27 protein-coding genes, 2 tRNA genes and 1 pseudogene are annotated in these 26,056 nt (G+C 58.7%); 17 read left to right on the top strand and 13 right to left on the bottom strand.

What is annotated here, in order from left to right:
• Positions 1-2: 2 nt before the first annotated feature.
• Positions 3-785 carry a transporter substrate-binding domain-containing protein gene (locus USF70_RS03545; RefSeq protein ID WP_023311064.1) on the bottom strand — a complete coding sequence of 261 codons (783 nt, stop codon included), beginning with the start codon at positions 783-785 and terminating at the stop codon, positions 3-5.
• A 190-nt stretch (positions 786-975) separates the two neighbouring features.
• Positions 976-1,815, bottom strand: a complete 840-nt coding sequence (gene hpxU / locus USF70_RS03540; RefSeq protein ID WP_318591884.1) for a MurR/RpiR family transcriptional regulator HpxU — start codon at positions 1,813-1,815, stop codon at positions 976-978.
• A gap of 143 nt (positions 1,816-1,958) precedes the next feature.
• On the opposite strand from hpxU, the gene hpxW reads away from it, so the two are divergent.
• The 4 genes from hpxW to hpxZ are packed head-to-tail and all read left to right on the top strand — an operon-like array spanning position 1,959 to position 5,518.
• The gene (gene hpxW / locus USF70_RS03535; RefSeq protein WP_320735277.1) at positions 1,959-3,542 is read left to right on the top strand and encodes an oxamate amidohydrolase; all 1,584 of its coding nucleotides are present in this window, start codon (positions 1,959-1,961) and stop codon (positions 3,540-3,542) included.
• Between the two features lie 10 nt (positions 3,543-3,552).
• A complete protein-coding gene (gene hpxX, locus USF70_RS03530; RefSeq protein WP_033145148.1) occupies positions 3,553-3,741 on the top strand; it encodes an oxalurate catabolism protein HpxX in 189 nt (62 codons plus the stop codon).
• Entirely contained in the window at positions 3,738-5,135 is a 1,398-nt protein-coding gene (locus tag USF70_RS03525; protein ID WP_320735276.1) for an AtzE family amidohydrolase, read from the top strand. Before hpxX ends, USF70_RS03525 begins: the two co-directional genes overlap by 4 nt.
• Entirely contained in the window at positions 5,132-5,518 is a 387-nt protein-coding gene (gene hpxZ, locus USF70_RS03520; protein WP_045354537.1) for an oxalurate catabolism protein HpxZ, read from the top strand. Before USF70_RS03525 ends, hpxZ begins: the two co-directional genes overlap by 4 nt.
• A gap of 48 nt (positions 5,519-5,566) precedes the next feature.
• Here hpxZ and puuE read toward each other — a convergent pair whose 3' ends face one another.
• The 3 genes and pseudogenes from puuE to USF70_RS03505 all read right to left on the bottom strand — a co-directional run bounded on the left by puuE (position 5,567) and on the right by USF70_RS03505 (position 7,974).
• A complete protein-coding gene (gene puuE / locus USF70_RS03515; RefSeq protein ID WP_223998190.1) occupies positions 5,567-6,466 on the bottom strand; it encodes an allantoinase PuuE in 900 nt (299 codons plus the stop codon).
• A pseudogene (gene hpxA / locus USF70_RS03510) lies at positions 6,384-7,258 on the bottom strand (allantoin racemase). The gene puuE and the pseudogene hpxA overlap by 83 nt, the downstream one beginning before the upstream one ends.
• Complete coding sequence (locus USF70_RS03505) at positions 7,258-7,974, bottom strand: GntR family transcriptional regulator (protein ID WP_320735275.1); 717 nt, start codon at positions 7,972-7,974, stop codon at positions 7,258-7,260. The pseudogene hpxA and the gene USF70_RS03505 overlap by 1 nt, the downstream one beginning before the upstream one ends.
• A 143-nt stretch (positions 7,975-8,117) precedes the next feature.
• Between USF70_RS03505 and USF70_RS03500 the strand changes: the two genes are divergently transcribed.
• On the top strand, positions 8,118-9,614 hold the full coding sequence (locus tag USF70_RS03500; protein WP_029741848.1) for an NCS1 family nucleobase:cation symporter-1: 1,497 nt from the start codon (positions 8,118-8,120) through the stop codon (positions 9,612-9,614).
• A 102-nt stretch (positions 9,615-9,716) separates the two neighbouring features.
• A complete protein-coding gene (gene guaD / locus USF70_RS03495) occupies positions 9,717-11,033 on the top strand; it encodes a guanine deaminase (RefSeq protein ID WP_047061527.1) in 1,317 nt (438 codons plus the stop codon).
• On the opposite strand, the gene uraH is transcribed toward guaD, so the two are convergent.
• On the bottom strand, positions 11,013-11,336 hold the full coding sequence (gene uraH / locus USF70_RS03490) for a hydroxyisourate hydrolase (protein WP_033145142.1): 324 nt from the start codon (positions 11,334-11,336) through the stop codon (positions 11,013-11,015). The genes guaD and uraH overlap by 21 nt on opposite strands.
• Positions 11,333-11,833 carry a 2-oxo-4-hydroxy-4-carboxy-5-ureidoimidazoline decarboxylase gene (gene uraD, locus USF70_RS03485; protein ID WP_196354630.1) on the bottom strand — a complete coding sequence of 167 codons (501 nt, stop codon included), beginning with the start codon at positions 11,831-11,833 and terminating at the stop codon, positions 11,333-11,335. The genes uraH and uraD overlap by 4 nt, the downstream gene beginning before the upstream one ends.
• Before the next feature lie 239 nt (positions 11,834-12,072).
• Between uraD and hpxO the strand changes: the two genes are divergently transcribed.
• The 3 genes from hpxO to USF70_RS03470 are packed head-to-tail and all read left to right on the top strand — an operon-like array spanning position 12,073 to position 15,226.
• Entirely contained in the window at positions 12,073-13,227 is a 1,155-nt protein-coding gene (gene hpxO / locus USF70_RS03480) for an FAD-dependent urate hydroxylase HpxO (RefSeq protein WP_064672246.1), read from the top strand.
• A 17-nt stretch (positions 13,228-13,244) separates the two neighbouring features.
• A complete protein-coding gene (gene hpxD / locus USF70_RS03475; RefSeq protein WP_182383285.1) occupies positions 13,245-14,279 on the top strand; it encodes a molybdenum cofactor-independent xanthine hydroxylase subunit HpxD in 1,035 nt (344 codons plus the stop codon).
• 11 nt (positions 14,280-14,290) lie between these two features.
• Positions 14,291-15,226 carry a PDR/VanB family oxidoreductase gene (locus USF70_RS03470; RefSeq protein ID WP_320735274.1) on the top strand — a complete coding sequence of 312 codons (936 nt, stop codon included), beginning with the start codon at positions 14,291-14,293 and terminating at the stop codon, positions 15,224-15,226.
• Between the two features lie 43 nt (positions 15,227-15,269).
• Here USF70_RS03470 and USF70_RS03465 read toward each other — a convergent pair.
• Positions 15,270-15,357, bottom strand: a tRNA-Ser gene (locus USF70_RS03465).
• Positions 15,358-15,633: 276 nt separating this feature from the next.
• Between USF70_RS03465 and USF70_RS03460 the strand changes: the two genes are divergently transcribed.
• The 6 genes from USF70_RS03460 to USF70_RS03435 all read left to right on the top strand — a co-directional run bounded on the left by USF70_RS03460 (position 15,634) and on the right by USF70_RS03435 (position 20,770).
• Positions 15,634-16,770: a D-alanyl-lipoteichoic acid biosynthesis protein DltD gene (locus tag USF70_RS03460; protein ID WP_048975193.1), complete on the top strand. Its 1,137-nt coding sequence runs from the start codon at positions 15,634-15,636 to the stop codon at positions 16,768-16,770.
• Positions 16,767-16,889 (top strand): hypothetical protein, encoded by a 123-nt coding sequence (locus USF70_RS03455; RefSeq protein ID WP_023335174.1) that lies wholly within the window; start codon positions 16,767-16,769, stop codon positions 16,887-16,889. Before USF70_RS03460 ends, USF70_RS03455 begins: the two co-directional genes overlap by 4 nt.
• A 9-nt stretch (positions 16,890-16,898) precedes the next feature.
• Positions 16,899-18,017 (top strand): MBOAT family O-acyltransferase, encoded by a 1,119-nt coding sequence (locus tag USF70_RS03450; RefSeq protein WP_048975195.1) that lies wholly within the window; start codon positions 16,899-16,901, stop codon positions 18,015-18,017.
• Positions 18,014-19,447 (top strand): AMP-binding protein, encoded by a 1,434-nt coding sequence (locus USF70_RS03445; protein ID WP_047061520.1) that lies wholly within the window; start codon positions 18,014-18,016, stop codon positions 19,445-19,447. The genes USF70_RS03450 and USF70_RS03445 overlap by 4 nt, the downstream gene beginning before the upstream one ends.
• Before the next feature lie 17 nt (positions 19,448-19,464).
• On the top strand, positions 19,465-19,683 hold the full coding sequence (locus USF70_RS03440) for an acyl carrier protein (RefSeq protein ID WP_008499867.1): 219 nt from the start codon (positions 19,465-19,467) through the stop codon (positions 19,681-19,683).
• Between the two features lie 250 nt (positions 19,684-19,933).
• Positions 19,934-20,770: an alpha/beta fold hydrolase gene (locus tag USF70_RS03435; protein ID WP_032658141.1), complete on the top strand. Its 837-nt coding sequence runs from the start codon at positions 19,934-19,936 to the stop codon at positions 20,768-20,770.
• Between the two features lie 125 nt (positions 20,771-20,895).
• Here USF70_RS03435 and USF70_RS03430 read toward each other — a convergent pair whose 3' ends face one another.
• Entirely contained in the window at positions 20,896-21,153 is a 258-nt protein-coding gene (locus tag USF70_RS03430) for a YjhX family toxin (protein WP_320735273.1), read from the bottom strand.
• Positions 21,154-21,466: 313 nt separating this feature from the next.
• Here USF70_RS03430 and USF70_RS03425 point away from each other — a divergent pair, with 313 nt between their 5' ends.
• Positions 21,467-21,871, top strand: coding sequence for a GNAT family N-acetyltransferase (locus USF70_RS03425; protein WP_232938345.1), 405 nt, complete (start codon positions 21,467-21,469; stop codon positions 21,869-21,871).
• A gap of 64 nt (positions 21,872-21,935) precedes the next feature.
• Here USF70_RS03425 and USF70_RS03420 read toward each other — a convergent pair.
• Together USF70_RS03420 and USF70_RS03415 are read right to left on the bottom strand one after the other, a co-directional pair.
• A tRNA-Ser gene (locus USF70_RS03420) sits at positions 21,936-22,023 on the bottom strand.
• A 130-nt stretch (positions 22,024-22,153) separates the two neighbouring features.
• Complete coding sequence (locus tag USF70_RS03415; RefSeq protein WP_087822293.1) at positions 22,154-23,782, bottom strand: ABC transporter substrate-binding protein; 1,629 nt, start codon at positions 23,780-23,782, stop codon at positions 22,154-22,156.
• A 269-nt stretch (positions 23,783-24,051) separates the two neighbouring features.
• On the opposite strand from USF70_RS03415, the gene yccA reads away from it, so the two are divergent.
• On the top strand, positions 24,052-24,711 hold the full coding sequence (gene yccA / locus USF70_RS03410; protein ID WP_023335168.1) for an FtsH protease modulator YccA: 660 nt from the start codon (positions 24,052-24,054) through the stop codon (positions 24,709-24,711).
• Positions 24,712-24,765: 54 nt separating this feature from the next.
• Here yccA and USF70_RS03405 read toward each other — a convergent pair whose 3' ends face one another.
• The gene (locus USF70_RS03405) at positions 24,766-25,242 is read right to left on the bottom strand and encodes a hypothetical protein (protein ID WP_033145135.1); all 477 of its coding nucleotides are present in this window, start codon (positions 25,240-25,242) and stop codon (positions 24,766-24,768) included.
• A complete protein-coding gene (locus USF70_RS03400; RefSeq protein ID WP_033145134.1) occupies positions 25,239-25,994 on the bottom strand; it encodes a winged helix-turn-helix domain-containing protein in 756 nt (251 codons plus the stop codon). Before USF70_RS03400 ends, USF70_RS03405 begins: the two co-directional genes overlap by 4 nt.
• Positions 25,995-26,056: the final 62 nt, after the last annotated feature.

Below are 26,056 nucleotides of genomic sequence, written 5' to 3'. Positions count from 1 at the left end.
GCTCAGGCGCCAAGGTTGGCCGGCAGCGGGGCCTTCAGCCACTGCTCGGACAGGCCGTTCAGCGTGCCGTCCTTGATGCCCTGCTCAATCAGCGCATCCACCTTTGCCTTCAGGGCCGGTTCGTTTTTCTTCAGGCCAATAAAGCACGGCGAATCTTTCAGCATAAAGCTCGGCACCGGGGCTTTATCCGCGTTCTGGCGCGAAATGGCCGCCACCACCAGGTTGCCGGTTGCCACGTACTGCACCTGTCCGGAGAGGTAGGCGGAGAGCGTGGTGTTGTTATCTTCGTAGCGCTTCACGTCCGCGTCTTTCGGCGCCAGGCCGGTCAGCACCATGTCCTCCACCGCCCCGCGCGTCACGCCGATGGTTTTTCCGCTCAGCGCGGCGGCGTCCTTCAGCTCGGCCCCTTTCGGGCCAAACACGCCGAGGAAGAACGGCGCGTAGGCGCGGCTGAAGTCGATCACCTTCTCGCGCTCCGGGTTTTTACCGAGGCTGGAAATGACCAGATCCACCTTATCGGTTTGCAGGTACGGCACGCGGTTGGCGCTGGTCACCGGCACCAGCTGCAGCTTGAGCTTCATCTGTTTGGCCAGATAGCGCGCCATGTCGATGTCATAGCCCTGCGGCTGCAGATCGGTCCCCACCGAGCCAAACGGCGGGAAGTCCTGCGGAACGGCAATGCGAATGGTGCCGCGCTTCTCGATATCCTGAAGCTGGTCAGCCTTTGCCGGCAGCTGTGTGAAGAGACATGCGGCCCCGGCCAGTGCAATCAACAATTTTTTCATGGTGCTTCCCCGTAACGTTAAAATGAAACAAAAGATTCTTTGAATGTGATTTTGCAACTAATGTGCCAGATAGGGCGAAGCGGAAAATATTCTTGCGAAGCCTGATAAACGCGGACGGGTCGAAAAAACGTATCCTTTCCCGCCTCGTCAGATGCACCATTTTAATGCAAAGCACCAGCCTGATGCCCCATTATCGCTGTTCGAGTTCGTCCAGCTGCTGGTAGAGGGAGGCTATTTCGTGAATGCGCGGACGGCCTTTATCGAGAATTTCATGCAGGAAGGCGTTTGCCAGCAGGTTGATCAGGCTGTTGACCGAGGAGTAGCTGTCATAGGCCGAGACGCTGTCCAGCGGGGCGCAGAGCTGCCAGCTCGCCAGCGGAAACAGGCTGTGCGCCTGCGGCTCGCACATCAGCAGCACCGGAATACCGCCGCTCTGAAGCTGCTGCATCAGCGGGCGGATGATGCGCGGGCGGCGGCGAAAGGCCATCATGACCACCAGATCGTCCGGCGTTAAATCCACCAGCTCCTCGCTCAGGCTCTGCCCCGGCTGCGGCAGGACCAGCACCTGACCGCGCGCCTGCAGCAGCTGCTGGCGCAGGTGCAGCGCCGCCGGATAGGCGTTACGCATGCCGATAATGACGATGCGCCGCGCCTTCACCATGCAGGCCATCGCGTCGGCAAACTGCTGCGCGTCGAGGGCATTGACCCACTGGGTCAGGTTCGCCATCTCCTGCTTATAGTGGCGCGCCAGCAGCGTGTTCCCCTGAACCGCGTCGCGGTTATCGGTGAGCGGCATCCCGCTCTGGCGCAGGGTGCGCAGCTCGTCGCGCATGTCCTTATATTTCTCATAGCCCAGACGCTTAAACAGGCGGCTAACCGTGGCTTTCGACACCCCGCTCAGCTGCGCCAGCTCGGCGCTGTTGTAGCTAATGAGATCGTCAAAATGATCGAAAATAAAGTCCGCCACCCGCTGCTCCTGCGGCGACAGCGACGGGTACTGTGCTTTCAGACGTTCATCCAGTTGTTCCATAGCGCCTCTGTAACTTTTGTTTCATCACATTGTACCTTTTATTATGCGTATTCATTATACGTGCCAGTTTACTGAAACTTTTCTTTCAGAACTGGAACAGCTTTTGCAGCGCCTTGTGACTTTCAGGGTTACGAGGACTCTCTATGCAAAGTAATGTCTCCACGCACGGCATGGCCGTTGCGCCCCACCATCTTGCCAGCCAGAGCGCGCTGGCGGTACTGCGCGAAGGCGGCAGCGCGATAGAGGCGATGGTCGCCGCGGCGGCCACCGTTGCCGTGGTTTATCCGCACATGAACGGGCTGGGCGGCGATGGCTTCTGGCTTATCGTGCCGCCGGAAGGCGAACCTGTCGCCATTGATGCCAGCGGCGCGGCGGGATCGCGCGCAACGCTCGACGCCTACGACGGTCTGGCGCATATCCCCCATCGCGGCCCCCGCGCGGCGCTGACCGTCGCCGGCACGGTGAGCGGCTGGGACGAGGCGCTGAAGGTCTCGCGCGAGTTGACCGGCAAGGCGCTGCCGCTGGCCCGCCTGCTGGCCGACGCCATTGACTATGCGCAAAACGGCACGCCGGTTACGGCCTCTCAGGCCCATGCCACGGCCAGCAAATTCGACGAGCTGAAGGACGTGCCAGGCTTTGCGGAAACCTGGCTGGTGGACGGTAAGCCGCCGCAGGTCGGGAGCCGCTTTTACCAGCCCGCCATGGCCACGACGTTGACGCGCCTGGTGGAAGACGGTCTGGACAGCTTTTACCGCGGCCCGCTGGCGGACGTGCTGGCGCACGGCATGGAGACGCTGGGCCTGCCCGTGACGCTGGCCGATCTTAACGCGCACGCTGCCCGGCGCACCGCGCCGCTGAGGCTGCAGCATCAGCAGGGGGTGATCTTTAACCACACCCCGCCGACGCAGGGGCTGGTCTCGCTGGCGATACTCGGCATCACCGACCGCCTGAACATGGCCGAGGCCGACGACGCCGATACCATTCACCGCATCGTTGAAGCCACCAAGCTGGCCTTTGGCCTGCGCGATGCCCACATTACCGACCCGCGCGAGCTGAAAACCGATATTCAGGGTCTGCTGGATCCCGCCGCCCTGCAGGCGCTTGCCGACAGGGTTGACGACGGCCGCGCCGCGCCGTGGGGCATCGGAAAAGGCCCCGGCGATACGGTGTGGATGGGAGTGATGGATAACAGCGGGCTTGCCGTGTCGTTTATCCAGAGTATCTATCACGAGTTCGGCAGCGGCGTTGTGCTGCCCGACACCGGCATCGTCTGGCAGAACCGGGGCGCATCGTTCAGCCTCGATCCCAATCATCTTCTGGCCCTCGCGCCGGGCAAACAGCCCTTCCATACCCTGAACCCGGCGGCGGCGCGTCTTAAGGACGGGCGCGTGATGGTCTACGGATCGATGGGCGGTGACGGACAGCCGCAAACCCAGGCCGCGCTTTTTACCCGCTACGCAATTCAGGGCGTGCCTTTACAGGAGAGCATTTCCCGCCCGCGCTGGCTGCTGGGGCGCACCTGGGGACAAACCTCGGACACGTTAAAGCTGGAAGGACGCTTTACCGTTGAAACAGTCTCACGGCTTCAGGCACTCGGGCACGAGGTGGAAATGTTCCCTGACTTCAGTGAAGCGATGGGCCACGCGGGCGCGATTGTCCGCCACCCCAACGGGCTGTTCGAAGGGGCATGTGACCCGCGCAGCAACGGCGCGGCCGCCGGATTCTGAGGAGAAAACTATGACGACACAACAACCCGACTGGCAGGCGTATCTTGCGCAAATGGAGTCCGTGCTCGGCGTGACGCTGGACGATGCCCGCCGCGCCGAGCTGCAGGTGCAGTTCAGCCGCATAGCAAACATGGCCGCCCCGCTGATGGCGCTGCCGCTCGATGACCGTCTGGAGATCGCAGGAGTGTACAAAGCATGAGGCTACACGAGATGAGTATCAGCGCGATCCAGCATGCGCTGGGCGCGGGCGAGCTGAGCGCTCGCGAAATTGCCCGCCAGACGCTGGAGGCGATTGCGCGCGTTAACCCGCAGATCGGCGCCTGGACCGCCGTGACGGAAGCGCGCATGCTCGCCGAGGCCGAGAGCATCGACACCCTGCGCCGCGAAAAGCGCCCCCTGCCCCCGCTGGCGGGCGTGCCCTACGCGGTAAAAAACCTGTTCGACGTTGCCGGCCACACCACCCTTGCCGGGGCAGAGCTGTTCAGCCAGCGCCCCGCCGCGGCCGCTGACAGCTTCGCGGTGCGCCAGCTGCGCAGCGCGGGCGGGCTGCTGACCGGGATGGTGAATATGGACGCCTACGCCTACGGCTTCACGACCGAAAACAGCCACTACGGCACGACGCGTAACCCGCACGATCTGGCGCGCATTGCGGGCGGGTCTTCCGGCGGCTCGGCCGCCGCCGTGGCCGCCGGGCTGGTGCACTTTTCGCTCGGCACCGACACCAACGGCTCGATTCGCGTTCCGGCCTCCCTGTGCGGCATCTATGGCCTGAAGCCCACCTTTGGCCGCCTGTCGCGATCCGGCAGCCATCCGTTTGTCGCGAGCCTGGATCATATCGGCCCCTTTGCCCGCCGCGTGTGCGACCTGGCGTCTGTCTACGATGCGTTGCAGGGGCGGGACAGCAGCGACGCTTTTCAGGCAGAGAGCTCGCGCGAGCAGACGCGCCCCCTCCTCGATCGCGGGCTTGACGGCCTGCGCTGCGCGGTGCTCGGCGGCTACTTCACCACCTGGTGCGACGCGGATGCCAGAGACGCCGTGGCGCGGGCGGCGAAGGCGCTCGACGTGCGGGATGAGCTGCAGTTCCCGGACGCCGAACTGGCGCGCTCCGCGGCGTTTATCATCAGCGCCTCCGAAGGGGGAAACCAGTACCTGCCCGCGCTTCGCCGCGAGCCCGAGCGTTTTGAGCCGCACTCCCGGGAACGCCTGCTGGCAGGCGCGATGATCCCCTCCGCCTGGTACATTCAGGCCCAGCGGTTTCGCGCGCACGCCCGACAGGCGTTTAAAATCCTGTTCGCGCAGGCCGACGTGCTGATCGCGCCGGCAACGCCGCGCAGCGCCACGCTCGCGGGTGAGCAGACCATGGAGATTAACGGTCAGCCGCTCCCCATTCGCGCCAGCATGGGGATGCTGACCCAGCCGATTTCATTTCTGGGCCTGCCCGTGACCACCGTTCCGCTGCGCACAGCACAGGGTGCGCCGATTGGCCTGCAGCTGATTGCCGCGCCGTTTAACGAGCAGGCCTGCCTGCGCGCCGCGCGCGTGCTGGAAGAGAGCGGCATCGCCGACGCCCGTCCGGCGGAGGTGGACGCATGATGAATCACGATGACATTAACCTGCCGTGGGTGGTTGCCGAGGTGACCGCCGCGTTTTATCGCTATGAAGACGCGCTGGTGAGCAACAACGTTGCGGTGCTGGACGAGCTGTTCTGGCACGACAAAAACACGGTGCGTCTGGGGGCGGGTGAAAACCTGTACGGGATTGATGAAATCCGCGCCTTTCGGGCGGCGCGCCCCGCCGCCGGGCTGCAGCGGACGTTGCGCCACACCGTCATCACCACCTTCGGCGAGGATTATGCCGTGTGCAGCACCGAGTTTACCCGCGAGGGGACGGAACGCATTGGCCGCCAGCAGCAGACGTGGGTGCGGTTTGCCTACGGATGGCGGATCGTGGCGGCACAGGTGAGTTTGATGTCGTAGTCGTAGGCCGGGTAAGGCGCAGCCGCCACCCGGCTAAACACGGCACACTTACTTCTTAAACGGATGCACATCCCGCCAGTGGTCGGCAATCTGCTGGCGGGTACAGACCCACACCCGCTCGTGCTGCTGCACGTAATCGAGGAACCGCTGCAGCGCGCGAAAACGCCCCGGCCGCCCCAGCAGGCGACAGTGCATGCCGATGGACATCATCTTCGGCGCGCGTTCCCCCTCTTCGTACAGCACGTCAAAACTGTCCTTCAGATACGTATAAAACTGCTCGGCGGTGTTAAACCCCTGCGCGGTGGCGAAGCGCATGTCGTTCGCATCCAGCGTATACGGCACGATCAGGTGCGGTTTACGGGAGCCGTCGCTGCAGGCCACTTCCGTCCAGAAGGGCAGATCGTCGCCGTAGTAGTCGCTGTCATAGTCGAAGCCGCCGTGCTCCACCACCAGCTGGCGGGTGTTGGGGCTGTCGCGCCCGGTGTACCAGCCCGTCGGCGGCTTGCCGAACAGGTCGGTCAACACGTGCACCGCCTTGTGCAGGTGTTCGCGCTCCTGGCTGATATTCATGCTCTGATAGTGGATCCAGCGCCAGCCGTGGCTCACCACGTCATAATCCGCCGCCTTGATTGCCTCGACGATCTCAGGATGACGCGCCAGCGCCATCGCTACGCCAAAGACCGTCAGCGGCAGGCCGCGCTTTTGAAATTCACTGTGGATCCGCCAGAACCCGGCGCGGCTGCCGTATTCGTAGAGGGAGTCCATCGACATGTGTTTATCCGGGTAGCTGGCCGCGCCGATAATGTCCGACAGGAACTGCTCGGATCCGGCATCGCCGTGCAGAACGTGGTTTTCCGCCCCTTCCTCATAATTGAGCACAAACTGCACGGCGATACGCGCCTGATTCGGCCACCGCGCGTGCGGCGGGTTGCCCGCGTAGCCGCGCAGATCCCGCGGGTAATCCTGTTCAAAAAGCCCCATTGCCACCCCCAAAAATTAAAATGGATTCAGTGCCTGAAAATGTCCGCTTAACGCTTTTTTCTCGGGGAACGCCAGATCCCCGTGCTTGCTGGTCGACAGCCCCAGCGCCACCAGCGATTCCACCATCTTCACCGCCGCGCTGACGCCGTCGATGACCGGCACGCGCAGCTCGCGCGTCAGCTCCTGCGCCAGCGTCGCCATGCCGCCGCAGCCCAGCACGATGGCGCCGCAGCCATCCTCTTTCAGCGCCTGTATACAGCGCGCGCGCACCTTCTCCTGCGCCACACCGCTGCCGTCTTCCAGCGCCAGCACCGGGAGATCGATAGCGTGCAGCGCCGCGCACCTGTCCTGAAAGCCATACTCGTGCAGCAGATGGCGGGCAATAATCAGCGTGCGCGGCAGCGTGGTGACCACCGAAAAGCGCGTCGCCACCAGCGTCGCCATATGCATGGCGGCTTCGGCGATACCGACCACCGGCCCCTGCGCCAGCTCGCGCGCCGCCAGCAGGCCCGGATCGCCAAAGCAGGCGATGACGTGACCATCGACGCCCTGCTCTCTGCCGAGCTTAACCTGTTCGAGAACCCCCACGGCGGCGATGGCCTCATCAAAGTGGCCTTCTATAGACGGCACGCCCGCGCTGGGGCAGACCGCGAGGATCTCCGTTCCCGGCGCCGCCACCGCGCGGGCCGCCGCGCCGATGGTTTCCGTCATCGCGAGGCTGGTGTTGGGGTTGATCACTTGTATACAGACAGAGGACATTACGACTCCTTGTGGCCGGCAAACAGCCGGGCAAAATCAGGCAGGCACTCGCCCGCCCGCTCGAAGCAGAGGCTGGCGACGATATGTTCAAAATGGTGCATCAAAGCATCGCTTAGCGGCTGGAGCGCCTTCTGGCGCAGCAGATCCACAAGCTGTTCGTGATCGTTGCAGCGGCACCCCTGACGCCACGGCGCGCCCCAGGTGGCAATCACCAGCGACGAGCGCTGGCTCAGGCCGGTCACCATCTCCGTCAGCACCTGGTTGCCGGAGATGGCCTGCAGCTGAATGTGGAAATTGGCGGAGTGGCGAATTGCCGCCGGGCCGTCGTACGCCTCGCGCGCCTGCTGCTCCTGGCGAATAATGGCCTCCAGCGCGGCAAGGTGCGGCGGCTGGCAGCGGGCCAGCACGTCCGGCAGGTTGGCGACCTCCAGCAGCGCGCGGGTGCGGAAGATATGCTGCGCCTCTTCCACCGTCGGGCTGGCAACGTGTGCACCACGCTTGGGCGTTAAGGTGACCATTTGCACAGCCGCGAGTCGTTGAAGCACCTTGCGGATGCCCGTGCGGCTTACGCCAAAGACCTCGGCCAGCGCCTCCTCCGGCAGTTTGCTCCCCGGCAGCAGCTGATGTTCGACAATCGCGGTCATCAGCGCCTGAAAGATCGATTCGTCTTTGTCATGCAGGTCTGGCGCGGTCTGCAGGGCGTTTATGTTGTTCATTCACCACTCCGTTTTTACTCTTCGTTATCGAATCGTATACATAAAAATAAAATATTGCATACAAGATTTATTATTTTGGCCTGGATCCTGCAACACCGTCTGCACTCCCGCTTAACGGGTTTTCATTCACAGGAGCAGGTTTCATGCCAAACAGTCAAAACGCGCAGCAGGGTACGGCCGCTGATTCCGGTGCGGTTTACAGCCCACGTCTTTGCAATGAGGATCTGGCACCGACGCGTGACCAGAACTGGAGCTGGTACAACATCTTTTCGTTCTGGATGTCGGACGTTCACAGCATGGGGGGTTATGTTGTCGCCGCGAGCTTCTTTACGCTCGGTCTGGCAAGCTGGCAGGTGCTGCTCTGCCTGCTGGTGGGGATTTGCATCGTGCAGCTGTGCGCCAACCTGGTGGCCAAACCGAGCCAGATGGCGGGCGTGCCCTACGCGGTAATCAGCCGTCAGGCGTTTGGCGTGTTCGGGGCCAATATTCCGGCGGTGATCCGCGGGCTGATCGCCTTCGCGTGGTACGGCATTCAGACCTACCTGGCCGCCAACGCCCTGATGCTGGTGGCGCTCAAGTTCTGGCCGTCGCTCTCTTCGCTCACTACCGGCGCATTCCTGGGCCTGTCGCATCTCGGCTGGATCTGCTTTGCCATCATGTGGGTGCTGCAGGCGATGGTCTTCTGGCACGGCATGAGCGCTATCAAGCGCTTTATTGATATCGCCGGTCCGGCGGTCTACGTGGTGATGCTGGCCCTCGCAGGCTGGATTGTATACAAGACCGGTTTTGACGGCATTTCCTTCACTCTCGCCAGCAAATCCCTGAGCGCGGGCGAGCAGACCTGGCAGATGATCACCGCGACCGCGCTGGTGGTGTCTTACTTCTCCGGCCCGCTGCTCAACTTTGGCGACTTCTCCCGCTACGGCAAAAGCATGGGCGAGATCCGCCGCGGCAACCGCTGGGGGCTACCGTTTAACTTCCTGCTGTTCTCCATCGTCACCGTGGTGATTGTCTCCGGCACCCAGTCGCTGTTTGGCCGCATGATCACCGACCCGATCGAAACCGTCAGCCGCGTGGGCAACGATCTGGCCGTAGCGATTGGCCTGCTGACGATGATCACCGCCACCATCGGGATCAACATCGTCGCGAACTTCGTCTCCCCGGCGTTTGATTTCTCTAACTGCTCGCCGCAGAAAATCAGCTTCCGCACCGGGGGAATGATTGCCGCCGTCGGCTCGATCCTGCTCACCCCGTGGAACCTGTTCAACTCGCCGGAGCTTATCCACTACACCCTGGACGTGCTCGGGGCGTTCATCGGCCCGCTGTTCGGCATTCTGATTGCCGACTTCTACCTGATTAAGCGCGGCAAGGTGTCGGTTGACGACCTGTTCGACGACACGCCAAAGGGCAAATACTGGTACCGCAACGGTTTCAACCCGAAAGCCATCGGCGCGCTGATCCCGTCCGTTGCCGTGGGCCTGGTGATTAGCTTCATCCCGGCCCTGCATGAGGTGGCGAACTTCAGCTGGTTTATCGGCGTCTTCCTCGGCGGCGTGACCTACCGCTGGCTGGCGCGGGAAGATCGCGAGACGGCGGGCGCGACGTCGTTCAGCTCCCGCGTGGCGACGCAAAAAGAGTAACTTCCTCCTTCCGGCCGCAGCCTATCTGCGGCCCGTTCATTCTGGCACCGTTCTTGCTGCGCCTTATCACCCCGTTATGTACACAATAAGGCAGGAACCATGATGGATTACCAGACAGCGATCCGCGGCGCATTTTTTGATATTGCCCAGGTCTGCGATAGCGCAGACGCGATTGCCCGGTACGCGCGCTACCTTGAGGACGGGGTGCTGTTTATACAGAACGGAAAAATTCTGGCGCACATGCCGTGGCAGGAGGGCGAGCAGTATCTTGACCCCCACAAGGGCTACACCGACCTGCGCGGTAAGCTACTGCTGCCCGGTTTTGTCGATACCCACGTCCATTATCCGCAAACGGAGATGATCGGTGCCTTTGGCGAGCAGCTGCTGGAGTGGCTGACCACCTACACCTTCCCGGTGGAGAGCCAGTTTGCCGATGAAGCCTACGCGAAAGAGATCGCCGAATTTTTCATTCACCAGCTGGTAAGCAACGGCACCACCACCGCGCTGGTGTTTTGCACGCTGCATCCGGAATCGGTCGAGGCGCTGTTTACCGAAGCCCTGCGCCTCAACATGCGCCTAATCGCCGGAAAGGTGATGATGGACAGACACACGCCGGACTACCTGAGCGAAGACGCGAAGCAGAGCTACCGGCAGACGCGTGCGCTGATCCAGCGCTGGCACCACCGGGGACGGCTGGGCTACGCCATTACCCCGCGCTTTGCCCCGACCTCATCCCCCGAGCTGCTCGCCGCGGTCAGCCTGCTCAGAGAGGAGTTCCCGGATACCTGGATGCAGACCCACCTGAGCGAAAACCCCAACGAAGTGGCCTGGGTGAGCGACCTCTGGCCGGAGCACGAGCGCTATCTGGACGTGTATCACCACTACGGCCTGACCGGCGAGCGCAGCGTGTTCGCCCACGCGATTCACCTTCACCACAGCGAGTGGCAGTGCCTGCATGACACCGGTTCGGCGGTGGCGTTTTGCCCCACCTCTAACCTGTTTCTCGGCAGCGGGCTGTTTCGCCTGCCCGCCTGCTGGCAGCACAAGGTGCGGATGGGCATCGGCACCGACGTCGGCGCGGGTACCACCTTCAGCATGCTGCGCACCCTGGGGGAGGCCTACAAGGTCGGCCAGCTTCAGAGCTACCGCCTGCGCGCCAGCGAGGCGTTTTATCACGCCACGCTGGGCGGCGCGCACGCCCTCAGGCTCGACGATAAGATTGGCAACTTCGCGCCCGGCAAAGAGGCGGATTTCGTGGTAATCGACCCTGACGTGACGCCGCTGCAGCGCCTGCGCAATCGCCGCTGTCAGGATATCTACGAGCAGCTTTTTGTGCTGATGACCCTCGGCGACGAGCGCAACATCAGCGAGACCTGGGTCAACGGCGAGCGGGTGTGGTCAACTTCCCCGGTAGGTTGACCATCCGCCGGGCGCAATCACAAACGGCAGGTGGAAATGCTCGTCTGCCGCTTCTCCCGTCACAAAATCAATTTGCGCGCAGGGGTATAGCGTGTCGCGACCGGTTTCGCTAAACCACGCGCCGATCTCCGCCACCAGCCGATAGCGGCCTGCGGGCAGAGAGGGAACGAACGCGGCGATGCGCCCCTGGACGTTGGTCACGCCCGAGGCCATTATTTCGCCCTCCCGTTCGAGATGGACCGTCACGCCCTGTGCGGGTTTGCCCGTCGAGATATCAAGAATATGGGTGCTGAGTGTGCTCATTCGCTAATAACTCCTTCCAGCCGTAGCAGCGTAATTTCCCGCAGCTGTTCCAGTGCGGCACGGACTTCCTGCGCGTCGCTGTTCTCCAGCCGCGCGTGCAGCGCCTGTAAAATCTCCTCGCCGCTGCGGCCCTTCGCGCGGATCAGAAACACGCGTCCGAAGCGGGCCTCGTAGCGGGCATTGCCCTCACGCAGCGCCCGGGCAAGGGCAGCATCGCCTTCATTCACCGCGCCCTGCTCCTGGCGCGACAGCGCCGCCTCCGCCTGTGAACCTGCGGGCTTTTCTCCGATGCGCGGATGGGCGCTCAGGGCCTGCGCCAGCGCCGCTTCGTCCCAGTTTTGCGTCAGCGCGTTTGCCGTACTGAACAATTCGTCCCGGCTGGCGTAGGGTCGCCAGCGAACCAGCGCATCGGCCCAGCCGGGGAGCGCCACGCAGGGGTGAATCAGCGCTAACGCCTTTTCGTGGGGAAGATGATTGAAGTCGTGCAGTGCGATCATAGCGTCTCCTTTATTGTCTTCCTCCGGGTTATTGCACAAACCACGCCACTCTGAGCGCGGGCGTGAAACAGTCGATTCCGTATAGCTCAACTGGAAATTTTTGATTCAAAAAAAGGCACGTTCACCGTATTTGCGCACCTTAGCAGTGCAAACGTCGCCCTCACAACGCCGTTTTCGCCACTCTGCAGCCTGGTACGCAAATTGCTGAATGTCTTTACACCCTGCAAAAGGAGAGAAGCATGAGAGCAATCGTCATTGGTGCGGGTATTGGCGGCCTGAGCGCCGCCGTCGCGCTGAAGAAAGCGGGCATCGACTGTACCGTGTTTGAAGCCGTCAAAGAGATCCGGCCCGTCGGGGCGGCCATCTCCATCTGGCCTAACGGCGTGAAATGCATGCAGCACCTCGGTATGGGCGACATCATCGAGACCTACGGCGGGCCGATGCGTTTTATGGCCTACAAGGATTACCGGCGCGGCGAGACCCTGACCCGCTTCAGCCTTGCCCCGCTGGTTGAGCGTACCGGCGGGCGCCCCTGCCCCGTCTCGCGCGCTGAGCTTCAGCGCGAAATGCTGGACTTCTGGGGGCGCGACAGGGTGCAGTTCGGCAAGCGCGTCGAACGCGTAAGCGAAGACGGCGCGGGCGTGAGCGTGACCTTCACCGACGGCACCACGGCAGCCGGCGATTTTCTGATTGCCGCCGACGGCAGCCACTCCGCCGTGCGCCCGTACGTGCTGGGCTATACCCCGGAGCGCCGCTACGCCGGGTACGTGAACTGGAACGGGCTGGTGAAGATTGACGAAGAGATCGCCCCGGCGCACCAGTGGACCACCTTCGTTGGCGAAGGCAAACGCGTGTCGCTGATGCCCGTTTCCGGCGGACGTTTCTACTTCTTTTTTGACGTACCGCTGCCCGCGGGCCTGGCGGAGGATCGCACCACCCTGCGCGCCGACCTCACGGGCTACTTCCGCGGCTGGGCGCCGCCGGTGCAGAAGCTTATCGCGGCGCTGGATCCTGAAACGACCAACCGCATTGAAATCCACGACATTGAGCCGTTCGACAGCCTGGTGCGCGGCAACGTCGCGCTGCTCGGCGATGCCGCGCACAGCACCACGCCGGATATCGGCCAGGGCGGCTGTGCGGCGATGGAAGACGCCGTGGTGCTGGGTGAGTGCCTGCGTGAAAACCACAGCATTACGCTGGCGCTGCGCCAGTACGAAGCGCTGCGCTGCGACCGGGTGCGCGACCTGGTGCTGAAGGCGCGTAAACGCTGCGACGTCACCCACGGGAAAGACATGGCGTTGACGCAGGCCTGGTATCAGGAGCTCAAAGAGGAGACCGGTGAGCGCATCATCAACGGTCTGTGCGAGACCATTCAGGGCGGCCCGTTAGGCTGAACGCAAGAGGGACAACGATGAAAAGAGAACCGACTCCACCCGCCCACTGCACGTTTGAGCCAGAGGACTGGCTGCGCCTCGCGAAGTGCTGGCATCCGGTCGCGCGCGCCTGCGACGTCGGCCCGGCGCCGGTTAAGGCGACCCTGCTGGACGAACAGCTGGTGATTTACCGGATTAACGACCAGGTCGTGGTCGCTCGTGACGTCTGCCCGCACCGCGGCGTGCCTCTGACGCTCGGCTTTCACGACGAGCACGGAATTATCTGCCCCTACCACGGCTTACGCTTCGGGGAGGACGGGCGCTGCAACCGTATTCCGTCCAGCCCCGACCAGCCCGTTCCGGCGAAGCTGAACCTGATTAACTACGCCGTGGAAGAGCGCTTCGGCCTGATCTGGACCTGCCTGGCGTTTGACCCGGACAATCCTGTGCCGCTGCCCACCATGCCGCACTGGGATGACGACGGATTTCAGCAGATCAACTGCCCGGCGTTTGAGGTGAACGGCTTTGCCGGTCGTCAGGTAGAGGGGTTTCTGGACGTGGCGCACTTTGCCTGGATCCACACCGATACCTTTGCCGATCCCAGTAATCAGCGGGTCCCCACCTATCAGCCGCAGGAGACGCCGTTCGGTTTTGTTGCCGATTACTGGAGCTCCGTGAGCAACTATCCCGCCAGTTCACCCGTGCAGGCGCCGGAAGGGTTCCAGTGGCTGCGCCATTTTGAAATGCATCTGCCGTTTACCGCCACCCTGACGATTCATTTTCCGGGAGAATCGCGACTGGTCATCATGAACGCCGCGTCGCCCGTGTCATCGCGCGTCACCCGCATGTTCGCCCCTATCGCGCGTAACTTTGACCTGCATATTCCGGTGGAGGATGTGCATGCCTTCAATCTGCGCATTTTTGAAGAGGATCGCCTGATGGTCGAAACCCAGCGCCCGGAAAGTCTGCCGCTGGATCTGACGCTGGAAGCCCATATTCCCGCCGATAAGAGCTCAATTGCCTACCGTCGGGGACTGAAGAAGATGGGCTTTGGCGAATTTTTCCTCGTATGACGGAGGCCGATATGCTGAGCGTAATTGTTGACGGGCTGTGGCGCGAGGGCGACAAAAGCCTCGCCGTCAGGCTGGTGGCTGAAGACGGTAGCGCGCTGCCGGCGTGGCAGCCCGGCGCGTACATTGATGTGCACTTGCCCTGCGGCGCGGTGCGCCAGTATTCCCTGACCGGTGCGTGTGGAGACGAGAGCTATCTTATCTGCGTGGGGCGGGAAACCGCCTCGCGCGGCGGATCGCGCTACGTTCACGAGACGCTGCGACCCGGGCAGAAATTAGCAATCTCTGCCCCGCGCAATCTGTTTCCGCTGCATCAGGCTGAGCGGGTGTTGCTGCTGGCGGCGGGCATTGGCATTACTCCGCTGTATGCGATGGCCCTGCAGCTGAAGGCGGCCGGAACGCCGTTTACGCTGCACTATTACGTCAAACGCCGCGAAAGCGCGGCCTTTGCGCGCGAACTCTCCCGGTTCGGTGAGTGCCACATTCATACCGCCAGCCCGCGCACGGCGCTGGCAGAGCATCTCCCCGCGCCTGAGGCGGGGCTTCACGCCTGGATCTGCGGCCCGGCAGGGTTTATGGAAAAAGTGCGAGACGTGGCGACGGCCAGGGGATGGGATGATGGCCATCTCCACAGCGAGGCGTTTCAGCCCACGGTCCCTGCCGCACGCGGTGACGCGGGCGAGATCTTTACGGTCAAACTCGCCTCCACCGGGGAGCGCTGGCCGGTGCCTGCGGATAAGACCATCGCTCAGGTACTACAGGAAAACGGCGTGGACGTGCCGCTGTCATGCGAAATGGGGATCTGCGGGGCGTGCCTGACGCCGGTGATTGACGGCGTGGTGGATCACCGGGATAGCGTGCAGTCGGAGGCAGAAAAAGGCGGGACGGACCAGCAGGTGGCGCTGTGCTGTTCGCGGAGCCATTCCGGGGAGCTGGTGATTGCCCTGTAAAACGAAAAAACCCTGCGATATTGCTATCGCAGGGTTTCGAATTTGGCGGAAGCGTAGAGATTCGAACTCTAGAACCCTTTCGGGTCGCCGGTTTTCAAGACCGGTGCCTTCAACCGCTCGGCCACGCTTCCAAAGTGAGGCGCACTATAAACATCTATTAGCCCCTTGTAAAGCAGGAATTTTTCTATTTTCACCCGCCGGCGTTTGACTGCGCAAAAATCACCCAGACGCTTGCCGCGCATCGGTCACAGCCCCCTTGTACATACCGTTACACAGCAACGCTCATCCTTTTAAATCGCTCTGGTATAGAATGCCACAAAAATAAACGGTCATTTGTTGTGTAATTGTTATAAATCTGAGTACCCGCAGATTTAGAAATTACTGCCATGCAGTGTTACTGGTTGATGATGAAAATCAAAAATACGCTTTGCTTACATATCCTGATGGCGACCCTGGCCATTTTGTTCCTCTGTGTTCACCCGCTGGTGACGAGCTTCAATCCGCCCCTCACCTTCCAGCCGCTGATTAAATCAATGGCGGGCACGCCGAAAGAACAAGCGGAAAAAATTGCGACTATTTCCCATGCCTTAGAAGGGAATGCTATTTTCTTCATTGGCGCGTCTGAGGTGGCCACCTCAGAAGATGAACATTACGCTGTATATAATTACTTTAATAAGCAATTACACAAACCCGTCGTGGCGTATGGCGATGCGTTCGTCGATGATGAAACGCAATTTTTACTGTTCTCTCGTTTTAAAAATAGCCTTAACGCAAACAGTAAAGTTGTTTTGCTTCTGGCTCCTGACAGCTTTTATTCAAAAGGGCTGCCACCGGCTATCTATGCCGATAATTTCCCCGGCTCTATTTTTAATCCGCTGATGAAGGATCCGCAGGCGCGCCCGCTGCTGGTTAATTATTTAAAGCATATTGATAGTAAAGAAATAAGCCATTTAACCTTCGGCCAAATGCGCGTCTTTGGCTGGCACCCCGATCTGATGTGGGACGAGCTGAGCTTCCAGTTTGCCAACGTCTGCACCCTGATAAAAAACGACTGGCTGGCGCTGCTCAACATCACGCCCCAGACGGTACAGCCCTGGCCGCAGCAGCCAGCCGCCCACATTGCCCCCGACTGGGATAAAGAGCTGGCGAATGCGCGCGAGTTAAATAAAAAACGCCAGCAGAGCGCGGCCACCCTGTGGATGGACAAAACGATTTACGAGGAGGACAGTACGCGGCAGCAGTGGGATGACACGCCGGTCGTGCCTGCGCAAATCGCCGCCTTCAGTAAAACCGTCCAGCTGCTTAAAGAACACCACGTGCAGGTGATTGCTATCGTCGACCCGGTTAACCCCTGGGCGCTTTACAATACCGATACCTTCCGTCCGGTTGATAAACAAATAAAAACCATTCTGGAAAAAAAACAGATCCCTTATTTAGATATGTACGCCATGCCTTATCAGAATGGCTGGAACTGGGATCGTTTGCACCCTTCCGAACTGGCCTGGGTTCCTATGATTCGCTTTATTGCACAGAGTTTTAAATGATGAAAATCGCGATCCGTCTTTTTTTCCTTTATCTCCTGCTGGCGATCACCATCGTCGCGTGGACCTCTGTCGATGACAGCATGAGCATGCAGCTGCATTTTGAATATCAAAAGTTCTGAGGCCGAATGATGTACAGCTCAGGAATGTTTTTTGTTTATTTGTTTTCATCCGCGCTGGCGTTTGCGCTGGTTAATCGCGTATTGCGCCATCGTCTGACCTGGTTATCTGCGCTCTCGGTGTTAACGGCGCTGGGATGGGGATATATATTTCAGGGCGATTATATTGTCCCCGCCGCCGTTTTTTTCAGCTTTTATGTTTTTGCCACGCTTAAAGAGAAGGGATGGTTAAAAACGTGGCAGGCGGTCGTTCTGACATTATTGCCGCTACTGCTGGTGAAATTACATTTAAATAACCACTGGGGCATGATCGGCCTCTCTTTTATGACGTTCCGCGCGCTGGACGTGCTGCTCTATCGCAGTAAAAAAGAAGGTCAGAATTTCCTGCACTATTTCTGTTATCTGTTTATGCCCTTTATTATCCTGGCCGGCCCAATGTACCGCTGGCGGACGTGGATGAGTGACGTCAGCAAGCCCGTATTTGCCCTTAACCGCGAACAGTTTTTAGTCGCGCTGGAGCAAATCATTACCGGCATTGTCCAGAAGTTCCTGTTTGCCATGCTGATTGATTCGCTTGTCGTGCAGCCCTGGAGCCATAAGCCGTTTACGCTGACCGTGGGCGTGGTGATGTCGATTGCCTACAGCACCTACCTGTACTTTGATTTTGCGGGCTACAGCAATATGGCCATCGGCGCGGGCCGCCTGTTTGGGCTCAGCATTCCGGCAAACTTTAACATGCCGCTTCTGGCAAAGAACCCGCAGGATTTCTGGCGCCGCTTCCACATCAGCCTGTCTGAATGGCTGCGCGATGTGGTCTTTATGCCCGTTTATATGAACCTGATGAAATTCAACTTTTTCCGTCAGAACAAAACGCTGGCGCAAAATATCGGTATTTTTTGCACCTTATTCTGCATGGGGGCATGGAATGGCCTGGAACGCCATTACGTCATCAGCGGCGCGCTGTTTGGCGCGATTTCCGTCGCTCACAACATGCTGCTGTGGTCAGCCAAACGCAGCCCGGCATTGCACCGCGGCCTGCAGTATCCGGCCGTTGCGTTTTTAGGGCGAATTCTGACGCTGGGAAGCGCCGCAGGATCCCTTTACATCTTTAGTGGAATGTCACCTCTATGAAAAATCACTCCGATCTTCAGGAACTGCAGGATTTCTTACGTGCGGCATTATGCGATCCCGCCTCCCCGCAGCAGCTGGCCATCAGCGGCAGCGACGAAGCCTTAAGCTGGCTACAGCTTTCCGCTGCCGTGACGGACTGGGCGCAGCGCTATCAGCGCTGCCAGCCTGTTGCCGGTACGCCGGTCGTATTGTACGGTCACCAGCAGGCCGAGTTCGCCGTGGCGATTTATAGCTGCCTGCTGCACAACATTCCGTACATCCCGGTGGACTGCATCTATCCGCAGGAGCGCCTCCGGGAGATCTGCCATCTGGCCAGCGCCCCTTACTATTACGACGTCGCGACCCGGCAGTTCATCGCCACCGGGGAACCGGGCAAGGTACTGGAGGAGCAGGATCTGGCCTACATCATGTTTACTTCAGGCAGCACCGGTAAACCTAAAGGCGTACAGATTGGGCGTGAAAGCGTATGGCACTTCATGAAATGGGTCAGCCAGGACTTTTCACTGCCGGAAAAACCGGTCCTGATGAACCACGCGGTATTCAGCTTTGACCTCTCCCTGATCCCTTTGCTGGCGAATCTGGCGATGGGCGGACACATCGTGCTGAACGCCAAAGAGGACATTCAGAAAGAGAACTGGCTGGAGCGACTGAAAAGCAACGCGGTCTCCGCCTGGGTTTCCACCCCTTCTTTTGCATACCAGCAGCTGCTTTCCCCGCAGTTCAACAGCGAGTATTTGCCCGCGCTCAACGTCTTTATCTTCATTGGCGAAGTGCTCAATAAAGCGCTGGTTAAACAGCTTCGCCGCCGCTTCCCGCAGGCCAAAATCATTAACTCGTATGGCCCTACGGAAGCGACGATTGCGACGACCGTGGTTGAAATCACGGATGCGATCCTGAACAGCGACAGCGCCGTGCTGCCGGTGGGCGTCATGATGCCTGAGAGCAAAATGGAAATTTCCGCCGACGGCGAGCTGATTATCTGGGGTAAAAACGTCATGCGCGGCTATCTCGGCCTGCCGCAGGAGAACGCGGCGAAATTACTCCGTCGGGAAGATGAAGCGTTTCGCGGCTACCGGACCGGCGATCTGGGCTATGAGGCGGGGCTGATCTACTGTCAGGGCCGCAACGACAGCCAGGTCAAACTGAACGGCTACCGTATTGAAATCAACGAGATCGAGAACCGCCTGCTGGCCATGTCCGGCATCAACGAAGCGGTGGTCCTGCCGCTGATGAAATCCTGCGGCAGCGTGCTGCGCATTGCCGCGTTCTGCGTGACGGATATGGCGCCGGACACCATCAAAACATCGCTGTCGAAGGTCGTTCCGCACTATATGGTGCCTTCACAAATTATCGTAAAAGACGCTTTGCCGCTGAATCCTAACGGCAAAATTGACCGCAAGCTGCTGGACGCTTACGCCCGCACAAATTAATGACTCCAGGAAAAATTATGGAACAAGAAATTCTCGCCCTGTTCGAAAAAGTGTTATCCCGCAAGGTGGGCTTTCACGATGAACTGATTGAATCCGACATTCTCGACTCCATCCTGGCGGTCGATATGGTGCTGGAAGTGCAGGACGTTTACGGCTGCATGATCCCGCCAACTGACGTGGCGACGGTGCTAAAAACCCCGGCGGACCTGGCCCGCTATATTGAAGAAAACCGCTAAACGCCCCTGCTGTTAATGCTGCCCTGAAGGCTCAGGAGGATCTCTCCGGAGCCTTCATTCGTTCCCCCTCCCCCTGAACGCTGTCCTGCCCCTTTCACAGGAATGAAACCGACTGCTTTTACTATTTCTCCTACACTTTAGGAGTACTGTCGGTACGGGAAACAGAAAAAAGCCAACTTAATTAAGGCATTAATGATTCGCTGTGCGCTCAGCCGGGGAACGTTTTGCCTTTCACAGAGGAGTCTGCGGTATGGCATTCGTAACAACGAAAGACGGCGTCAATATTTACTACAAAGACTGGGGCCCAAAAGAGGCTCAACCCATCGTTTTCCACCACGGCTGGCCGCTAAGTGCCGATGACTGGGATAACCAGATGCTCTTCTTCCTCGCTGAAGGCTATCGCGTTATCGCTATCGATCGTCGTGGACACGGGCGTTCGGACCAGGTGAGTGAAGGCCACGATATGGATCATTACGCGGCCGACGCGTCGGCCGTGGTTGAAAGCCTGGACCTGCGCAATGCCGTGCACGTCGGTCACTCCACCGGCGGCGGACAGGTCGCCCGCTATGTTGCGCAGTATGGGCAACCGCAGGGGCGCGTCGCCAAAGCGGTGCTCGTCAGCGCCGTCCCGCCGCTGATGGTCAAAACGGACAGTAACCCCGGCGGAACGCCCATCGAGGTTTTCGACGGCTTCCGCAAAGCGCTGGCGGCTAATCGCGCCCAGTTTTACCTCGACGTCGCCAGCGGCCCTTTCTACGGCTTTAATCGGGATGGCGCGGACGTTTCACAGGGCACGATTCAAAACTGGTGGCGTCAGGGGATGATCGGCAGCGCAAAGGCCCACTACGAGGGGATTAAGGCGTTTTCAGAAACCGACCAGACGGAGGATCTAAAAACCATCACGGTTCCCGTTCTGGTGTTGCAGGGCGACGACGATCAGGTCGTGCCGTATAAGAATGCAGCCCTGCTGCAGGACAAGCTGCTGGCGAACAGCGTACTGAAAATTTATCCGGGCTTCCCGCACGGGATGCATACCACGCACGCGGATACCATCAACGCGGACATTCTGGCCTTTATCCGCTCTTAAACGTCGCCTTTATTGCCGGGTGGCGCTGCGCTTACCCGGCCTACATTCCTGCATCCGCAACGATATCCCTGAATTACACCGTTCAATGCATGAACGCCACCCGCGGGTGGCGTTGTTTATTCCGCTTAGCGATTATCCAGCTGGGCGCGAACGTTGTTCAGCCCGGTAGTGTTGATGCGGTAAGGCTGCCCGTTCACGGAACGGATCAGCTTTTTGGTGCGGAGTTTTTTAAAGACGCTAAGCGTGCAGTCGCTCAGCACCAGCCCTTCACGGGTGTAGCACTCAACGGAAGTGACGCGGCCAGAGCTGTCGCGGGCGTGCACAATACGTCCACCTTTAGCGAGAACGTGTAAGGTACGTTGTTCATGACGGGATAAATTCATACTGGAAAACCTGTGTAATCATCATGCGTAAAAACGAGCCCACACCCGCAGGTGCGCGCGTAAGGTTTAAGCGCAGCGATAACCAGTCCGTCCTGAAAAGGGCGGGAAACTGATTATCTGATGAAAACATTCTCCAGCATCAAAGCCTCGGTAAGAGATAGCAATATATTTACGGGATGAATGATAACGCCTGTTTTTTACAGGGAAATAGCAGAGTCTTAAAAGTGTGAGGCGGATCGATCCTAAAAATCGTGTTTAGTCAGTTTTACTGCCAGACTGGGATCCCCTGATGGACACTGACTGGAGCTTTTTTATGCCTGATAACTATACCGTTGTTGAGACCGTCCCCACTGCAGAAGCGTTTTGTCGGCTGCGCGAAATCTCGGGCCTCAGCCCTCGTCCTCTGGAGGCAGCCCGGAAAGCACTGCCTGGCAGCTGTTACGGCATGCATATTCTTTATGAGGGTAAACCAGTGGGTATGGGGCGAATCGTGGGGGACGGTGCGTTGAATTTCGATATTGTCGATGTCGCCGTTGATCCCCTTCATCAGGGGAAAGGGCTTGGCAGAGTCATTATGGAAACGCTTGTAGCCTGGCTGGATACCCATGCCTGTAAAGGGGCCTACGTTTGTTTAATGGCGGATGTGCCTGAGCTTTATGCAAAATTTGGTTTTACGCTCGTTCGCCCGGAAAGCGAAGGAATGGCCAGAATCTGGTGACAGACAAACCCGCGTTAAGGCAAAAGAAAAACCCCAGGTTAACGAGTAACCTGGGGTTTATATCTGGCGGAAGCGCAGAGATTCGAACTCTGGAACCCTTTCGGGTCGCCGGTTTTCAAGACCGGTGCCTTCAACCGCTCGGCCACACTTCCTAAGTGAGGCGAACTATAAACACCTCACCGCGTGCTGTAAAGAGTGGCTGCACTCGTTCGCTGTAAAAATAGTCAAAACGTGTTTAATCGGTTGAACTGACGACACATCGACGATTTTATCAGCACAGGCCTAGTGTTTTTTGATGTACATGTCTTTCGTGAAATAGTACCCCAGCTTATCCGGCGTAAATCCGCCTACCCACGGTTTCACCAGGTGGGTGCGGACGTAGTGATAAACCGGAATAGCCGGCACATCACGCCCCAGCAGATCTTCCGCCTGCTGGTAGAACTTACCCCGCTCTTCCGCTGATTTGGCTTTTGCGGCATCGAGCAGCGCCCGATCGTATTCCGGATTGCTGTACTGGCTGGTGTTTTCGCTGTCGCCCGTGCGGAAGTTGTTCAGGAAGGTCGCCGCATCGTCGTAATCGGCAATCCACGCGTACCGCACCGCGTCAAAGTTGTGGGTGTGCATGGTATCCAGCATGGTTTTCCACTCCTGGTTTTGCAGCTTTGCCTCCACGCCAAGGTTTTTCTTCCACATGGAGCTGGCCGCAATCGCGATGCGCTGGTGCGATTCAGAGGTGTTGTAGAGCAGGTTGAAGCTCAGAGGATGGCTGGCGTTATATCCGGCCTCGTTCAGCAGCTTTTTCGCCTCAGCGATGCGCTTGTCCAGCGGCCAGCTGGCGTAATCCGGGTTCTGTAACTTCACGCCGCCAATATCCGGCTGGCTGATGAGCCACGCCGGGCGCTGCCCCTGCCCTAATACTTTTCCGGCAATGATGTCTTTATCCAGCGCCATGTTCAGCGCCTTACGCACGCGCGCGTCGTTGAACGGCGGCCGGGTGGTATTGAATTCGTAGTAATAGGTCGCCAGCTGAGGTGAAACGTCCAGCTCGCTGCCGAGGGTTTTCTTGAGCTGGGCAAACTGGTTGATCGGCACCGTGTACACGATGTCAATTTCGCCCGCCTTATAGCGGTTCACATCCGAGGCCTCGGACGTGATGGGCAGGTAGGTGACTTTGTTAATCACGGTATGTGCGTTATCCCAGTAGCGCGGGTTGCGCTCTGCCACGATGCGTTCGTTGACCACCCACTGCGACAGCTTATACGCCCCGCTGCTGACGAAATGCTCCGGCTTGGTCCACTTATCCCCGAAGCGGCCAATCAGCACTTTATCCACCGGCACCAGCGACGGGTGCGCCAGCATCGCGAGGAAGGCCGCGTTTGGCTGCGTGAGCGTCACTTCCAGCGTGGTGTCGTTAATCGCTTTTACGCCCAGCGTATCGGGCGCTTTTTTTCCCTGAGCAATATCGGCCGCGTTGACGATATGCATGTTGCCCGGATAGCTGGCATACGGCGAAGCCGTTTTCGGATCGATCAGGCGCTGCCAGCTCCAGACCACATCCTCAGCGGTAATCGCCGTGCCGTCACTCCAGGTGATGCCCGGACGCAAATGGAACGTCCAGACGGTGTTGTCCTTGTTCTCCCATTTTTCCGCCAGTCGGGGCTGGACTTCTCCTGTCGGGGAGACGCTTACCAGCCCTTCGAATAAATCACTGATAATATTGAATTCGACATCGCTTTCGACTTTATGCGGGTCGAGCGAAGCCGGTTCACTGCCGTTGTTTCTGACCAGTTCCTGTTTGTCGGCCAGCGCGGTTCCTGTCGGCACGTTAGCCGCCCAGGCTGCCGTGCTGGCGCACAGGATCCCTGCGGTTAACAAAGAAAGCGTAAAGTGAGTGCGTGTTTGTGGTTTCATTTCCTTCGCCTTATAGTCTGTTTTATGACGATCCGGAAATAACTCTTAGCGTTCGAATGGTAATAACGCAATATTTTTCAGTAACCTATAAGAGCTTGATCTGATAAATTGTCGCAAACCGCTGTTCATACTGGCGAAACGGATTTCTGCAGAAGAAATAACCGCCTCCAGCGCTAACGTGCTGAGTAAAGATGGGTAAAACCACTTTGAGACTGGCGTGCCGTTTCCTATTCTTTCCACTAATTACATCTGTCATAAGAGAGTGACTCATGGATCGTATAATTACTTCTTCACGCGACCGCACATCGCTACTCAGCACCCATAAGGTGCTGCGCAATACCTATTTCATGCTCAGCCTGACGCTGGCTTTCTCAGCGATCACCGCCACCGCCAGCACCGTGCTGATGCTGCCGTCTCCGGGGCTGATCCTGACGCTGGTGGGTATGTATGGTCTGATGTTCCTGACCTACAAAACCGCTGACAAGCCCGTCGGCATTCTGTCCGCGTTTGCCTTCACCGGCTTCCTGGGCTACATCCTGGGGCCGATGCTGAATGCGTATCTGTCTGCCGGTATGGGTGACCTTATCGGCATGGCGCTGGGCGGTACCGCGCTGGTGTTCTTCTGCTGCTCGGCCTACGTGCTGACCACGCGTAAGGACATGTCCTTCCTCGGCGGTATGCTGATGGCGGGTGTTGTGGTAGTGCTGGTGGGCATGGTGGCAAACATCTTCCTGCAGCTGCCTGCCCTGCATCTGGCGATCAGCGCCGTGTTTATTCTGATTTCTTCAGGCGCGATCCTGTTTGAAACCAGCAACATCATTCGCGGCGGCGAGACGAACTATATCCGCGCCACCGTGAGCCTGTATGTGTCGCTGTACAACATCTTCGTCAGCCTGCTGAGCATCCTGGGCTTCGCCAGCCGCGATTAAGCACAACGGATACGAAAAAGGAGAATGCCTGTGGCATTCTCCTTTTTTTATGCCCTACTCACCCCGGCAAATATAGGTGGGATAGCGCCGGTCCTGAATCAGCCACACGGAAGGCGAGAGTTCAGAGATCGTCAGGTAGTAGCGTGCGGTCGGATTGGCGAAGCTACCCCACTGAGCATCAGGCGTATTGTCATTGTGCCGACGCCAGGTTTTGGTGTAGCTCAATACGATGACGTTATCATCGTCCCGCTGCTGCCAGGTAAAATCCACATCCCTGTCAACGATCAAACATTGCCCGCCAGCCCTTGCCGCGCCTTTATAGGTGGTCAACCCGGTACCGTCCCGATGAAAATAGAACTGGGCAACGGTATTGACCTTCACTTCACTGGCTTTTCCCTCATTGCGCGTGAAATTAAATTCAGTGCTGCAGGCCAGCACATCCTTTTTACCCACGCTGCCGGAATAGTAAAAAAATGCCAGCGAACAACCAACCAGTACACCGCCCACGCCAAAAAGAAGTTTTATTTTCATTTTTGTGCCCCGCTTTTATAACGTATGGTTTTACACAGGCTGGTTTTGCTGACCGGACAGGCACCAATAAACACCTCATCTGCAGCGGAAATAGTAAAACGGGCGCTGAAATAATAAATGTCGTACTCCTCCCGTCCGCACGCCACGTTATTAGCCTCCAGCCGCTCCGCTAATTTCGATAGCACCAGCGGTCGTCCGTGATCGTTGATAATCCAGATGCTGCAACGCGCGATTTTTTCCTTAACCGGCTTGAGTTTCGCCGGAATGAAAATCCCCTGCTGTCGGCTGAAGTAGAGGCTCGTCCCCAGCGCAGCGACGATCAATACGGCCACAATCGCCCATTTTTTCATGGAGGCGCGTTGAGGCTTTACTTCTTGCGGTGCGACCGAGGGCTGCGGATCGACGGATGGAATATTCTCCCCGGGCTGAAAAATCACCTCAGCATCAAAGCGAAATCCGTAACGGGGTACGGTCACAATAAATTCGTGCCCCTCTCCCAGAGACTGGAAGCTTTTACGTAATTCGCTTACCGCTTTATTGAGATTATTTCCCGATGGCGTAAAGCCAAATTCCTCCCAAACGCGAGTGATCAATTCCTCCCGACTCAGGTCGTGCCCTTTGTGTTTTATAAATTCCTGCAAAAGCCGCACGGCTGGCGCCGAAAGCGTTAATACAGATTCTGGTTGTCCAACAAGACTTATTGCATGTGCTTCAGGATCGAATAACAACGAATTATTGCATATAAAAAACATCTTTTATTCTCGGCTGTTACCGCATGCTTTTTTAATCCCTGGTACATCGACATGAAAACCGC

Source organism: Enterobacter sp. 237C8, from assembly GCF_034106865.1.
Taxonomy (GTDB): Bacteria; Pseudomonadota; Gammaproteobacteria; order Enterobacterales; family Enterobacteriaceae; genus Enterobacter; species Enterobacter asburiae_B.
This window is presented reverse-complemented; position numbering and strand designations above follow the sequence as displayed.